The 13303-nt window shown below is 32.2% G+C and carries 15 protein-coding genes; 7 read left to right on the forward strand and 8 right to left on the reverse strand.

The annotated features are described in order from the left end of the window. Window positions 1-12 precede the first annotated feature (12 nt). The gene (locus Z053_RS0102275; protein ID WP_051475965.1) at window positions 13-840 is read left to right on the forward strand and encodes an alpha/beta hydrolase; all 828 of its coding nucleotides are present in this window, start codon (window positions 13-15) and stop codon (window positions 838-840) included. A gap of 96 nt (window positions 841-936) precedes the next feature. Here the strand turns inward: Z053_RS0102275 and Z053_RS0102280 are convergent, their stop codons facing one another. Both Z053_RS0102280 and Z053_RS0102285 read right to left on the reverse strand, forming a co-directional pair. Further along, window positions 937-1821: a pseudouridine synthase gene (locus Z053_RS0102280; protein ID WP_025663412.1), complete on the reverse strand. Its 885-nt coding sequence runs from the start codon at window positions 1819-1821 to the stop codon at window positions 937-939. A gap of 51 nt (window positions 1822-1872) precedes the next feature. Then, on the reverse strand, window positions 1873-2826 hold the full coding sequence (locus Z053_RS0102285) for a carbon-nitrogen hydrolase family protein (RefSeq protein ID WP_025663413.1): 954 nt from the start codon (window positions 2824-2826) through the stop codon (window positions 1873-1875). Window positions 2827-3277: 451 nt separating this feature from the next. On the opposite strand from Z053_RS0102285, the gene Z053_RS27740 reads away from it, so the two are divergent. Then, entirely contained in the window at window positions 3278-3622 is a 345-nt protein-coding gene (locus tag Z053_RS27740; protein ID WP_025663414.1) for a hypothetical protein, read from the forward strand. 58 nt (window positions 3623-3680) lie between these two features. Here Z053_RS27740 and Z053_RS0102295 read toward each other — a convergent pair whose 3' ends face one another. The 3 genes from Z053_RS0102295 to Z053_RS0102305 all read right to left on the reverse strand — a co-directional run bounded on the left by Z053_RS0102295 (window position 3681) and on the right by Z053_RS0102305 (window position 6770). Further along, the gene (locus Z053_RS0102295; protein WP_025663415.1) at window positions 3681-4589 is read right to left on the reverse strand and encodes a geranylgeranylglycerol-phosphate geranylgeranyltransferase; all 909 of its coding nucleotides are present in this window, start codon (window positions 4587-4589) and stop codon (window positions 3681-3683) included. An 11-nt stretch (window positions 4590-4600) separates the two neighbouring features. After that, the gene (locus tag Z053_RS0102300) at window positions 4601-5536 is read right to left on the reverse strand and encodes a mevalonate kinase family protein (RefSeq protein WP_025663416.1); all 936 of its coding nucleotides are present in this window, start codon (window positions 5534-5536) and stop codon (window positions 4601-4603) included. 148 nt (window positions 5537-5684) lie between these two features. After that, entirely contained in the window at window positions 5685-6770 is a 1086-nt protein-coding gene (locus Z053_RS0102305) for a diphosphomevalonate/mevalonate 3,5-bisphosphate decarboxylase family protein (protein WP_025663417.1), read from the reverse strand. A 271-nt stretch (window positions 6771-7041) separates the two neighbouring features. Between Z053_RS0102305 and Z053_RS0102310 the strand changes: the two genes are divergently transcribed. Further along, window positions 7042-7515, forward strand: a complete 474-nt coding sequence (locus Z053_RS0102310; RefSeq protein WP_025663418.1) for a TspO/MBR family protein — start codon at window positions 7042-7044, stop codon at window positions 7513-7515. A 26-nt stretch (window positions 7516-7541) separates the two neighbouring features. Then, on the forward strand, window positions 7542-8111 hold the full coding sequence (locus tag Z053_RS0102315) for a TetR/AcrR family transcriptional regulator (protein WP_025663419.1): 570 nt from the start codon (window positions 7542-7544) through the stop codon (window positions 8109-8111). 91 nt (window positions 8112-8202) lie between these two features. Here Z053_RS0102315 and Z053_RS0102320 read toward each other — a convergent pair whose 3' ends face one another. The 3 genes from Z053_RS0102320 to Z053_RS0102330 form a co-directional block, all read right to left on the reverse strand. Continuing rightward, window positions 8203-8991, reverse strand: a complete 789-nt coding sequence (locus Z053_RS0102320) for a hypothetical protein (protein WP_025663420.1) — start codon at window positions 8989-8991, stop codon at window positions 8203-8205. A gap of 161 nt (window positions 8992-9152) precedes the next feature. Then, window positions 9153-10367 (reverse strand): BaiN/RdsA family NAD(P)/FAD-dependent oxidoreductase, encoded by a 1215-nt coding sequence (locus Z053_RS0102325; protein WP_025663421.1) that lies wholly within the window; start codon window positions 10365-10367, stop codon window positions 9153-9155. Then, the gene (locus Z053_RS0102330) at window positions 10364-11041 is read right to left on the reverse strand and encodes a glycerophosphodiester phosphodiesterase (RefSeq protein WP_025663422.1); all 678 of its coding nucleotides are present in this window, start codon (window positions 11039-11041) and stop codon (window positions 10364-10366) included. The genes Z053_RS0102325 and Z053_RS0102330 overlap by 4 nt, the downstream gene beginning before the upstream one ends. Before the next feature lie 226 nt (window positions 11042-11267). On the opposite strand from Z053_RS0102330, the gene Z053_RS0102335 reads away from it, so the two are divergent. From Z053_RS0102335 to Z053_RS27745, 3 genes are all read left to right on the forward strand, one after another. Then, window positions 11268-11852 carry an RNA polymerase sigma factor gene (locus tag Z053_RS0102335; protein WP_025663423.1) on the forward strand — a complete coding sequence of 195 codons (585 nt, stop codon included), beginning with the start codon at window positions 11268-11270 and terminating at the stop codon, window positions 11850-11852. A gap of 1 nt (window position 11853) precedes the next feature. Then, window positions 11854-12600, forward strand: a complete 747-nt coding sequence (locus tag Z053_RS0102340) for a hypothetical protein (protein ID WP_025663424.1) — start codon at window positions 11854-11856, stop codon at window positions 12598-12600. Window positions 12601-12956: 356 nt separating this feature from the next. Continuing rightward, entirely contained in the window at window positions 12957-13199 is a 243-nt protein-coding gene (locus tag Z053_RS27745) for a hypothetical protein (RefSeq protein WP_051475966.1), read from the forward strand. Window positions 13200-13303: the final 104 nt, after the last annotated feature.

Raw genomic sequence — 13303 nt, forward strand, 5'->3', positions numbered from 1 at the left:
AGCATATCAATTTTGAAAATTAATTTCAGGAAAATAGGTCGTAGATTCGCAAGATTTATAGTATTTATTGTTATTCTTATTCTTTCTGGATACCTCTTTTTATATCTAAGGCAAGAACGTTTTTTCTTTAACCCAAAAATTTTGGAGAAAGATTACGTTTTTTCTTTTGATCAGCCTTTTGAAGAAATCAATATCGATGTAGAAAAGGATGTTGCTCTTAATGCTTTACTTTTTAAAACAAATACCACCAGCAAAGGTCTTATTCTATATTTTCATGGTAATGCCGGGGCAATTCATGAATGGGGAAGACGTGCTTCTTTATATACCGAAAACAAATTTGACATTCTATTTGTTGATTACAGAGGCTACGGAAAAAGCGATAGTTTTTACGAAGAAGAATCCGAAATATATAACGACGCCCAAAAAGTCTATGATTATGCAAAGACTCGATATGACGAAAAAAACATTATTGTTTTAGGTTTTTCTCTGGGAACAGGATTTGCCGCTTATACCGCGGCAAAAAACAATCCTAAACTCCTTATACTCGAAGCTCCCTACTATGCCTGGAATGATTTTATAGCAAGTATTGCTCCGGTGCCAAAAATGCTTATTAATTATGAAATCCCTTCTTATAAATTTTTAAAAGAAGTAACCTGCCCTATTCGAATTTTTCATGGCACTCATGATTTTCTAATTAAACCAGAAGAAAATTCTAAACGACTAGAAGCGTTATATCCAGATAAAATTAAACATACAATGATCAAGGGTGCTGGTCATAATGGTATCTATATTACAAAACAATACTATGATGAGCTCAAGAATCTGTTGGAGCGGTATTAATAAAGATTTATCTTAAAACAAACTCTCTTTAGTTTAAAACAAGTTTTGTAAAATTGAAGAAGTTATTACTCTACAACATATCTTTTATTTTAAAACCTACATCATCCTAAGGTTAATCACTTCTTGTTCTGTAAGTATTCTCCAGTGACCACGAGGTAAATCTTTTTTGGTTAATCCTGCAAAGATTACTCTATCTAATTTGACTACACTATAATTAAGGTGTTCAAAAAGCTTATGAATAATTCCATTTTTAGCAGATTGCAATTGAATTCCTATTTCGTTTTTAGACGCACCTTCTATATAAGAGATTTCATCTACATTTATAAAACCTTCTTCTAATTTGATTCCATTCTCTATTTTCTGAAGATCTTCAAATTTCAAGTTACGTTCTAATTCTACATGAAATATCTTACGAACTCCACTTTTATGATGTGTTAGTTTTTTTTCTAAATCCATATCATTAGTAAAGAGTAATAACCCGGTCGTATTTCTTTCTAGTCTACCTACAGGTTTTAATACAGATTTAGATGCATTTGCTACTAAATCCATTACTGTTTTAGTTTTTTCTGGACTAGTACTGGTTACAAAACCTTTAGGTTTATTAAGTAGTACATACTCTTTTTTATAAGGGGTAATAAGTCGTCCATCAAACTTAACTTCATCGGTAAGTTTTACTTTATATCCCATTTCGGTAATGGGCTTACCATTTACCCATACGCTTCCCGTTTTAATATATAAATCGGCATCTCTTCTGGAGCAAACACCAGAATTAGCTACATATTTATTAAGTCTTATTTCATCAGAATCGATGAGTTTTTTTGGTGCTGCATTACTAGCTTTTTTTGCTAATGCCTTACCTCTTACATAAGGTTTATTTCCATAATTGGATTTACCTTTATCATGTGTATTCGATTTACTCTTTCCTTTTCCTTCCTGTTTTCTGCTAGTTTTCCCTTTACCAGAATTATCTCCACGACTCATATCTTAAATTTTGTGCAAAGATAATTGTTTAAAGCATAGGTACAACAACTATTATTCATCAAACCGAACTGTACTTTGGCGCTTTCTGTTTATATGTAATTGGGTCACATCTGGTCTCGAATAGTGCCCAACAGGGTCAAAATTCTGGCGCTCTTGTAACACTCTGCTAAAATCTAATGTTTCGATTAACAGTCCTTCTTTATGTAATACAGGTTTCATTATCCATTCTCCATCAGGACCTGCAATACATGAGCCTCCATTACCTAAAATATCGGGAGCTTTCTTTAAAATCTCATCCAAGTGCGGCGTAGTTTTAGGAAAATCTTCTGTTCGCATCAAACTAGAGACCGAAATCACATACGAGCGAGATTCTCTGGCAATAAAACGAGTAATGTCTTTGGTATTATAATCACTACCCGGCCAAACCGCTATGTGCAAATTTTCTCCTTGCCCATATAATGCTGCTCTGGGTAAGGGCATCCAATTTTCCCAACAATTTAATCCTCCAACAGTAAAAGCTTTTAATGGATGTACCAGCAATCCATTACCATCTCCCGGTGCCCAGGTTAGTCGTTCTTCGTATGTAGGTTGTAATTTACGGTGTACAGATCTAATCTCTCCCTTTTGATCAATGTATACTAATGATGCGTATAAACTATGTCCCCCCCGATCTATCGGTCGTTCAATGATTCCTAAATATATTGCAATATTGCATTCGGCAGCAAGTTCACATATGGTATCTAAATCTCCATTTTCGATAACAATCGAATTCTGAGCATAATGTGCATGAATTTCTTTTTGAATCTTACTGTCGAATTTTGCACCATCTGTTAATGATACCCAGAACGGATATCCTGGCAACAGTGACTCTCCAAAAACGATAAGCTCTGCTTTCTTAGAAGCTGCCTCAGCAATAGAGTTTTCAATTTTTTTAATTGTAGCTGTTTTATCTAACCAAACCGGAGAGATTTGAGCCAATGCAACTGTTAGTAATTGATCTTTCATGAAAACGTATTAATAGTATGTATTTATTTCTAATGATCACGTGTTTTTAATAGATTTTCAAAATATGATTAACAAATAGTTAACATATAAAAAATTGATTTGCAACACATTAAACATCATAAAAGTGATATGGTAAAACCCTAATTTAACCTTATGGTAACATTAGAATTCTATTTAAAACCTAAAAATCGGCATTATTATGATACAAATGTTAAGGATTTACTATTCTATAACCAATTTTATATCCATTCTTAAAAAGTAAACATATAAAAAGTATTTATTCTGCAAAGTTTAATTTACGTTAAAACATGTGCCTTTTAACATAATCGTAATCATTGTAATACATTCTAATAAAATAAAAAACAAAAATAATGGAGTATTCGAATCTACATTTGCCCTGTACAATTAAAACAAAATAATAGTTCAAGCTCAAATCTTAAAACACAAAAAAATGAAAAAGTTAACAATTTTATTCGCAGTATTCGTATTAGGGTCAACGCAAATTTTTGCTTCAAATAACCCTATTAATTCAGAACAGCAATTAAGAAAGCAAATTGCAACTCTTTTAGAGAGTCCAGAAATTAAATTAGACAAACAACAACTTAAGGCAAATATCGAATTTACTTTAAACGGTGAAGGAGAGATTGTAGTTTTAACCGTAGATTCAGAAGATCTTAATGTAAAAAGTTTCGTGAAATCAAGATTGAACTACAAAAAAGTAGATTCAAAAATATCAAACATAGGAAACAAAGTATTTAAAATTTCTTTAAAAATTTTAAAGCCAGAAGGAGTATAAACTTTCTGCTTATACATGATTAAGAAAGCAGTTGTATGTATTTACAGCTGCTTTTTTTTTACCAAAGAATTCTATCCAGGATCATATGTACATCAATTAGAATAATACTAAATGTTCCTGCAACAATAATAAGTTTTAAAATGTTATGTAACCATACATAATGTGTTCTTCCCTTTGATTTCCATAAGCCGAGTAAAAATGCAAAAAGGAGTATAATACACGCATAAAAATACAGGTACATAAATCCTATCTCATATCTAGTGAGCAATAAATAAATAGGAACGCAAGAAGCCAGAATCAAAATAGTTACTATTCTTTTTGAGACTAATTCTCCATACACAATAGGTATCGTTTTATAGTTCTGGGCAAGATCTCCTCTTAAATTTCCTAAATCTTTAATCATTTCTCTCATGATCAACATCAAAAACAAAAATGTTGCATGAACAAAAATAACTTCGTCAAAGTTTTTATAATAAATAAATACAGCGAAAAATGGAGTTATTGCTAATAGAGAAGCGATAATATTTCCAATAATAGGAAATTTCTTTAGTTTATGAGAATAGAACCATATCCCGAAAATATATAAAGAGAAAAAAACAACTGCTCTAAAAGAAACATAACTGGCACATACTACAGAGAGAAAATTAAGGACAAAATACCCCGTAAGTTTTGTACGTTGACTCACTAACCGATCCAACATGGTCTTTTGTGGCCTATTGATTAAATCTTTTTCTTTATCATAAAAATTATTAATGATGTATCCTGCTGCAATCACACCGGCAGAAGCCAATACAATAACAAATAGATTTGGATCCAGAATAACATTTCGCAATCTGATCTGAGGTGCTAAAATAAATATTGATGTAAGATATTGTGCAAATACAATAATCAGAATATTATACCCTCTAACTACAGAAAATAAACTCAATAACTTGAGAAAAATGAGTTTGTTTTTTCTGGTAAGCATAATAATGCTTATTAAAAATTGTAGACTACCTCTAACTTATAATCCTTAAGTGAAGCCTGTGCTTTATCAAAATCCTGCGTAAACCCTAAAATATAACCACCGCCTCCAGAGCCACATAACTTAAGATAATAATCATTGGTTTCTATACCATGTTTCCATAAGGTATGAAATTGCTTTGGTATCATTGGCTTAAAATTATCCAAAACCACGTGAGAAAGCTCTTTTATATTAAAGAATAGAGATTTAACATCTCCTTTTAAGAAATCATCTACACAAGCGTCTGTATATTTTACAAACTGATTTTTGAGCATACTACGAAAGCCTTCCTGCTTCATGTTTTCCATAAAAATACTAACCATCGGGGCAGTTTCCCCAACAATACCGCTATCTAATAAGAAAACAGCTCCTTTTTTATTCTCTACACTTTGTGAAGGAATTCCTGCAGGTTCGATATTATCTTTAGAATGAATGAGAATAGGCAGACTAAGGTAGCTATTTAAAGGATCCAGTCCAGAACTCTTTCCATGAAAGAAAGATTCCATAAGTCCAAAAATCTCTTTCAGTTTTAATAATTTATCTCGAGTAAGGTTTTCTAAAACAGTAATTTTATTAGCTGCATATTTATCATAAATCGCCGCTACTAATGCACCGCTACTTCCTACTCCATATCCCTGAGGAATACTACTATCAAAATACATCCCAGAATTGATATCTGAATGAAGTTTTTCGAAATCAAATTTCACAACTCCTTTATCCTGAATTTCTTCGAGATAGGTTGCAAAATTTTTAAGATTTTCATTGGATTGTATAGCCTCTTGATCAGGTGTTTCTGATACTTTTAATGCACCTTTAAAAAAATTATAAGGTATAGAAAGACCTTTAGAATCTTTAATAATACCATATTCTCCAAACAGAAGTATTTTAGAATAAAATAACGGTCCTTTCATCTATTTATTTATATTGTTTTAGAGGTTAGATAAAATCTTTGACGATTACAATAATCATTACTTTATAATGATTAAAGTTTTTTAATCGAGTTAATTTTATCATCTCTATAAATAGTTATATCTAATTTGTCGCCTTACTAGGATAAAGTTACACTATTTTTGCACCTAATCCTATTTTGTCACAAATATACTGTCCATTCTGACAATACGCAACTAACTCGTTGGTAATGAAATCTAAAACTTGATTTTTTTCGGTATTTGGATACAACACATGAACATTTGCTCCTGCATCAAGTGTAAAACAAACTTTTGATCCCGTTGTTGCGCGATATTCCCAAATTTTATGAATTACAGATAATGTATTAGGTTTCATTAGTATAAAATAAGGTAAAGAAGTCATCATCATTGCATGTAATGTCAACGCTTCACTTTCTACTATCTTGATAAAGGCGTCTAAATCCCCCGAAATTAATATCTCTTTTAATTTAGTAACATTGCCGGTTGCTTGTTCAAATCGTTTTTCTGCAAAAGGATGACCGTACATTAGATTATGACCTACACTACTACTTACTTGTTTTTCTCCTTTATCAATTAATAAGATTGTATCCTGATAATCATTAAAATTTTGATGAACCGGAAACGGAAACGGTATTGCATATGCATCACTACTCTCGTTTATATCTGAATGTTCTCCCCAAACGGTAATCGGTCCTTCTATACTTCGACATGCACTCCCTGAGCCTAAACGAGCCAAAAAAGAAGATTTTTGAAGACATTCTGAATCTGAAATATCCGGGTTTATCTTTTTTTCTAACTGCATCAGGCAATATGCCAGTGCACTCATCCCGCTAGCTGATGATGCAATCCCACTACTATGCGGAAATGTATTACTGGTTTCTATTCTGAATGTATATTGCTTTAGGAAAGGAAGATATTCTCGAATCCTTTCAAAAAAACTTTGAATCTTAGGTTTAAAATCTGGTTTAGGTTTTCCTTCAAAAAAAAGTTCAAAATCAAAATCTTCTCCTGCATCATCTCGTCTTTTATATGCTAAACTTGTTGTTGTTTTACAATTATCCAACGTAAAGCTAATCGATGCGTTCTCAGGTAATTGCACAGGTCTTTTACCCCAATATTTAACTAGAGCAATATTACTAGGTGAGGTACAAGCCACGATACCTTCTTCGGGTAATTTTGAAACGATAGGTAAGGTAAATTCTGGATAATCCGACATAGTATACAATGATTTTAAGCAAAGATAAGTGTATCCTATATTTTAATCTGTTTTATGTATTAGAAAATCTGGTATAGACTAAAATTATTTGAAACATTATTGCTTTATTTTATTTTTTAATTTAATTCGGGGTTATCAATAATCATGCAATACCAAAATTAAGAAAGCACATGTATGTGTTGTACTTTTAAAATTCTAATACATAAAGCGGGTTTAAGCGCATTGGTAGTAAAAATAAATTGCTATTTTAGTACTGCGCTAACTTGTTTCAATGAAAAAAAAGTTATTTCGTATTGGTATTGCGGTATTGGTATGTGGTTTGATCGGATTTTTGAGTAGTATTGCTACCCAAACTTCTATTAATACGTGGTATGCTGCTTTAAATAAACCTTCTTTTACTCCACCAAATTGGATCTTTGGACCAATATGGGTTCTGTTGTATATTATGATGGGGATTGCGGCCGGAATTGTTTGGAGCAAAGGCTTTTATCATAAATGGGTAAAAACTGCGTTATATCACTTTGGATTTCAATTGTTACTCAATGCAGCGTGGTCTATTTTTTTCTTTGGACTACAAAACCCATTGATTGCACTATTGGATATAATTGCCCTATTTATCCTATTGCTGTTTACCATTAAATGGTTTACCGTAGTAAATTCTACCGCTGCCTACCTACTTATCCCTTATGTTGTTTGGGTTGCTTTTGCGACTGCTTTAAATTTTGGTATATGGCAACTAAATTAAACCAGGAATAAGGAATATGATTTTTTATGAGTAAAAAAGCAATAGTCTTACAGACTACTCTAGAATTAATAACTAAACAAGGTATCCATGCCACATCTCTTTCTCAAATTATTAAAGAATCAGGCGTAGCAAACGGAACTGTATATCACCATTTTAAAAACAAAGAAGAGATCATTACAGAACTCTATTTAATGCTTACCCAGGATTTTGGCACTGTTGTCATGCGTAATACTCCAGAAGATGACATAAAGAAACAATTTACTGTAATGTGGCTTAATCTGTTCTATTATTTTGTCAATAATCCCCTTGCTTTTATATTTTCTGAACAGATTGCCCGTTCTCCAGAAATTCCTCAATCTTTAAAAGATAAAGCAAGGCAATACTATGGCGAAATCGAAAGCTATTTCAAAAAAGGTGTAAAACAAAAGGTCTTTAAATCTTATAACACTCTAATCATGGAAGAACTCTTCTTTGGTAATGTGGTATCACTGGTAAAGATCCATGAGAATGAACAAGTAAAACTGCAGGAAAAACATATCAATCAAGCTATCGAGATTTCCTGGAGAGGTTTTCTAAAGGATCAAACAATTATTTAATACACATTAATTAGATAGAAATTGTTACGAAAAAACACATCCTACTTTTCAGTAGGATGTGTCAACTTAGTATAGAACTTGTTTCATACATTTAATTAAATGCAATATTTACACAAGATTCGTTATATAGATTCTTAAGCACGAACTCTACCGCTTTTCGAGAATTACTCGTTTGCCCGATTAATCCTCCTTTATAGGTAAGTTTTCCTGTATTTTCATTCCAATAATACTCTTTGCTATCAGATTTAATAATACGTTTTTTATCTTTGATCATTACTTGAAAAGCATTGAGTTTCTGGCTATATTCGAGACCAGACGGGAAATATACTTCGGCAATAAACTTAGTAGTACCTTTCTCATAAAAATAGCAAACACATTCTCCTATATCTTTTGCCTCAGAGACTCGAATCATATTATTTTGTACGATCTTCCATCCGCCATTAATACGTATAGCAACCACATCCATTAACATAGTTCCCTTTTCGGCAAGTCTTTTGTCTACAAATGATTCAAAACTGATAACCGCAGAAATGGTCCCTGCTCTTTCTTTTTGACTTTGAAAAACGATTTTATCTATGGTTAATCTAAACTGATAATTATTATCATTGACAATATCACTTAATTGAGTAGAAACATCTTTTTTGGTATAGTTTTTTCTCACCAAAGCTCCAGATAGATTAACATAGACAGTATTTCCTCTATATTTTTCGTCAAACAAATTTAGTACATCTTCTTTTTGGGTTCCCTGGGTTAATGCATTCATTTTATTGACATAATCTACCAATAACTTTTTTATAGGGTCGTTCTCATTAAATGCTTTGACCGGGTGAACACTACTAAATAAAAATATAAGGATAAGAATAAAAGTAATTTTTTTCATAGTGGTGGGGTATTAGTTAAACCTTATTAAGGTACGAAAAATTACTCAGAATCGCTAATATTAACGCACTATTCTTTATCTCAAATTACTTAATTCCAATAACTTAATTACTGCTTTTTTAAAGTTTTCGACAATGATATTATATTTCATTTTTTTAACAACTATCCAGATGTGATTGCTTTTGCTGCAATAAAAGCTCCGGTCCATGCATTCTGAAAATTAAACCCTCCTGTAATTGCATCTATGTTTAGCACTTCTCCTGCAAAATATAAATTATGACACTTTTTGCTTTCAAAAGTTTTAAAATTAACTTCTTTAAGATCAATTCCACCCGCAGTTACAAATTCTTCTTTAAATGTACTTTTTCCTTTTATCATAAAAACTCCTTGTGTAAGCTGTTCTGACAATGTTTTAAGCTGAATTTTACTCACATCGGCCCAACGTGTATCATTTCTTATTTCTGAAGCCGAAATTAAACTCTGCCAAAGTCTTTTTGGTAATTCAAATTGAGTGTATTTACTTATCTGCTGTTTCGGATATTGATTTTTTAGCGCTTTAAGTTCCTCTAAAACCTCTTGCTGTGAATAGTGCTGAAGCCAATTCACTATAATTTCAAAATTATACCGACATGCATTTAACTCTATAGCTCCCCAGGCCGAAAGTTTTAGAATTGCTGGTCCACTCATCCCCCAATGTGTAATCAACAATGGTCCCTCGCTCGATAGTTTTGAATGTTTGACTCGTACTGACGCATTTGTTACCACACCTGGTAGATTTCCAATTCTTGGATCTTTACTATTAAAGGTAAACAACGAAGGAACTGCATCGACAGTCTGGTGCCCTAAATCCTGAACTATTTTCCAGATTTTAGGATTACTCCCAGTGGCAATCATTAACATGGTAGTCTTAAAATCTCCTTGACTGGTTTCTACAAACCATTGCTCACCTTCTTGATAGAAATTTTTAACGGCATGGTTTTTTAAAATTTCGACACCATATCTTTTTGTTTCCGACAGAAAACAATTAATAATCGTTTCTGAAGAGTTTGAAACAGGAAATATTCGACCGTCATCCTCTATCTTAAGTGTTACTCCACGGCGATCAAACCATTCCATCGTATCACCTGTCATAAATGTATGAAAAGGTCCTTTGAGTTCTTTTTCTCCCCTAGGGTAATTTTTACTTAATTCGTTAGGGATAAATTCTGCATGAGTTACATTACATCGCCCACCGCCAGATACTCGAACTTTGGACAACACTTCTTTTCCTCGTTCCAGAATAGCTATTTTTAGCTTTGGGTCATTTTCTGCTACATTAATAGCTGTAAAAAAACCAGCTGCACCACCACCAACAATTATTAAATCATAGTTCATCATGCAAAATTCGGAAAATCTGTGATGATACCCTCAACTTTCCATGATTTTGATTGCTCAATTTGCATTGCTGTATTTACGGTCCATACATATATGTTATATCCCTGATCCTTGGCAAGATTTACCTCATCTCGAGTCAGTGATAAAATTGGAGGATGTATAGAAAATGCTTTTAATCTCTCTGCTACATGTAAAGCCCGGGTTATATTTTTTTCAGTTAATACTCCTATCTTAAAATTAGAAGTAGCAGCTTTCAATTCGAACAACTGTGGGTGATCAAAACTAGAGATGATAAAATGATCATATTCCCAATCTGTATTTTCGATATATTCTTCTAGTAATCTAATAGTAGGCAAGGCTGTGTTTTTCCCTTTCAATTCTATGTTAAGTTCGCATTGCCCATCGATCATATCCAGCACTCCGCGCAATGTAGGTATCGTAAATCCTTCTTTTGTTTCAAACTGTTGTAACTCCTGTAAAGTATATTCTGATACATTTCCTGTACCATTAGTAGTTCTATCCAAAGTTTCATCATGAATCACTACCAATTCTCCACTTTTACAGCAATGTATATCAATCTCGACACCATCTACTTTATAATGCAAAGCTTCGGTGATCGATTCTAATGTATTTTCGGCGACTAAACCAGCTGCACCACGATGTCCGAATATTTTCATAAGTTATCTAATTAAGTTTCAGTCTTTCTACAGATTCAAGACATATTTTGTTTAGGCAATTATAATTTTCATCGATCCCCTCTAGAGCTTGTCGTAGGGCATATCTATTATTTTACATTCTTAATTATATGTTATTATATTGATATCAAAGAAACTAAAATTGTTACTTTTACAACAATTTAACATCACCCAAAGGTAACAATCTGTTATTATAGTACATGAACCTATGAATACTACCGAGGATCACAAAATTTTGGAAGGTATCGTCACCGGAAATGAGGTTGTCATTACTACATTTTATAGAAAAAACCTGCCCTATATAAGACAATACATCCTACAAAACTCTGGCAATGAAGAGGATGCCGAAGATGTGTTTCAAGATGCGTTGATTTTGGTATATCAGAAATTAAAAACGGATTCTCTGGAGTTACATTCTTCACTACGAACCTATTTTTATGGGATTTGTAAAAATATGTGGAGAAACAGATTACGAAAAAACAAAAAAATGATCATTACAGAAAAATTACCTGAGGATGCAGAAATAATTACCCCCACAGTGATCCAAGATATAGAATATAAAGAACGAGAGCATATATATCGAAGACACTTCTTAAAACTAAGTGATACATGTCGTGAGGTACTAAGCTTACTTTTTCAAGGAAATAGCATGAAAGATATTGCACATATCACAGGATATTCTGAAGGATATACCCGAAAGAAAAAATTTGAATGTAAACGATATTTAATAGAAATGATCGAAAAGGATCACGCCTTTCAAGAATTACAACTAAACCCTGAAAAAGAATTATAGTATGGAAAGAACTCCAGAAATATTCGATAAAATAGAAGGATACCTTGCACATACGTTACCTGAAGAAGAAATAATTGCTTTTGAAAAAGAATTAGCTACTAATCCAGAACTGCAACAAGAAGTCGAAAAGCACAGGGTTCTGCATAAAACCTTAAGTGATCAAGATACTTTAGATTTTAAAGAAAAATTAATGCAGATTAGCACTACTATCAAAGAGGAACAAAACAATCTTTCTGCTCCGACATCTGCTCCTTATTGGAAAATTGCAGCATCTATTGCTATATTATTAGGTGTAGGAATGCTATTATGGTATACCTATATTAATCAGCATAATAATACTCAAGACTTATATGGCGCCTATTATGAACCTTTTCCTGTAGAAGATGCAATGAGAGGTAATACCAATAGTGAAGAAATGCAGAGCGTTGTAAAAAACTATGCTAAAGGTGCTTATGATTCTGTCGCTGTTGTGTTAGAAAAACACCCAAATTTAAATAATCAACTACAGCTATATCTAGGCAATAGTTATTTAAATATTGATCAGGAAGAAAAAGCTGTTTCTTTATTTAAAGACATTAAAAGTAGCGGTAAGTATTATGAAGTTGCCAAGTGGTATTTATCGCTCACCTATTTAAAATTAAATACTCCTAAAAAAAGTATTCCACTTCTTAAAGAAATCATTACTTATAATGGAGCATATAAAGATAAAGCTACAAGGTTACTTAATGCCTTAGAAAAAAACAAATAATATTTTTCTCCATATCAGCTTATATTAAATTGTATAGATCTGAAAAGATTCTGAAACAAGATCAACACAATTCTATAAAGCACTTATCTCTTATATCTTTTCTCTCTCACTATATACTATAGTTAAAACACTTGTTTTTCGGCACATCACATTCATAACTATAGTACTCTAAACAAAACATTTATAACTAATCTAACTAAAAAAATATTACCCGTTAAAAAAATAGGATATACGAGGTAACAAAATTTTATGTCATGACATAAATATATGAACCCCATATATATTGATTAATCTAATAATTCAATCTTCACTCTAAAGAAATAATTATGAATGTTATCATCAAACACGTTGAGCTTATGAATCGAATCGACCAACTAATTCGTTTAAAAGCTACAGGAAACCCTGTAGAACTAGCAGAGCGATTGGGAATTTCAAAAACAAAACTCTATCGTATCATCAACATTATGAAGGAACTAAATGCTCCTTTAGAATATGATATCGACCTACAAAGTTATGTTTATGTAAAATCTGTAGGTTTTAAATTTGGATTCTTTATTAAGGAAAGAAGTACAACAGAATTACACTCTTCTGTTGGATAATAAGATCATGATATACTAAACCAAGTCATTCTTCACCAAAAAACTGAATGCAGTATAAGTTTATGTAACACTGAACCGGTCGAAGCCATTTGAAAGTGGGTAGC

It is taken from the genome of Aquimarina megaterium XH134 (assembly GCF_000520975.1).
GTDB lineage: Bacteria > Bacteroidota > Bacteroidia > Flavobacteriales > Flavobacteriaceae > Aquimarina > Aquimarina megaterium.

Bases quoted from the DNA above. Each gene is read 5' to 3' on its own strand.
- Z053_RS0102280 (WP_025663412.1), bottom strand. From the start codon at position 1,821: ATGAGTCGTGGAGATAATTCTGGTAAAGGGAAAACTAGCAGAAAACAG.
- Z053_RS0102285 (WP_025663413.1), bottom strand. From the start codon at position 2,826: ATGAAAGATCAATTACTAACAGTTGCATTGGCTCAAATCTCTCCGGTT.
- Z053_RS27740 (WP_025663414.1), top strand. From the start codon at position 3,278: ATGAAAAAGTTAACAATTTTATTCGCAGTATTCGTATTAGGGTCAACG.
- Z053_RS0102295 (WP_025663415.1), bottom strand. From the start codon at position 4,589: ATGCTTACCAGAAAAAACAAACTCATTTTTCTCAAGTTATTGAGTTTA.
- Z053_RS0102300 (WP_025663416.1), bottom strand. From the start codon at position 5,536: ATGAAAGGACCGTTATTTTATTCTAAAATACTTCTGTTTGGAGAATAT.
- Z053_RS0102305 (WP_025663417.1), bottom strand. From the start codon at position 6,770: ATGTCGGATTATCCAGAATTTACCTTACCTATCGTTTCAAAATTACCC.
- Z053_RS0102310 (WP_025663418.1), top strand. From the start codon at position 7,042: ATGAAAAAAAAGTTATTTCGTATTGGTATTGCGGTATTGGTATGTGGT.
- Z053_RS0102315 (WP_025663419.1), top strand. From the start codon at position 7,542: ATGAGTAAAAAAGCAATAGTCTTACAGACTACTCTAGAATTAATAACT.
- Z053_RS0102320 (WP_025663420.1), bottom strand. From the start codon at position 8,991: ATGAAAAAAATTACTTTTATTCTTATCCTTATATTTTTATTTAGTAGT.
- Z053_RS0102325 (WP_025663421.1), bottom strand. From the start codon at position 10,367: ATGATGAACTATGATTTAATAATTGTTGGTGGTGGTGCAGCTGGTTTT.
- Z053_RS0102330 (WP_025663422.1), bottom strand. From the start codon at position 11,041: ATGAAAATATTCGGACATCGTGGTGCAGCTGGTTTAGTCGCCGAAAAT.
- Z053_RS0102335 (WP_025663423.1), top strand. From the start codon at position 11,268: ATGAATACTACCGAGGATCACAAAATTTTGGAAGGTATCGTCACCGGA.
- Z053_RS0102340 (WP_025663424.1), top strand. From the start codon at position 11,854: ATGGAAAGAACTCCAGAAATATTCGATAAAATAGAAGGATACCTTGCA.
- Z053_RS27745 (WP_051475966.1), top strand. From the start codon at position 12,957: ATGAATCGAATCGACCAACTAATTCGTTTAAAAGCTACAGGAAACCCT.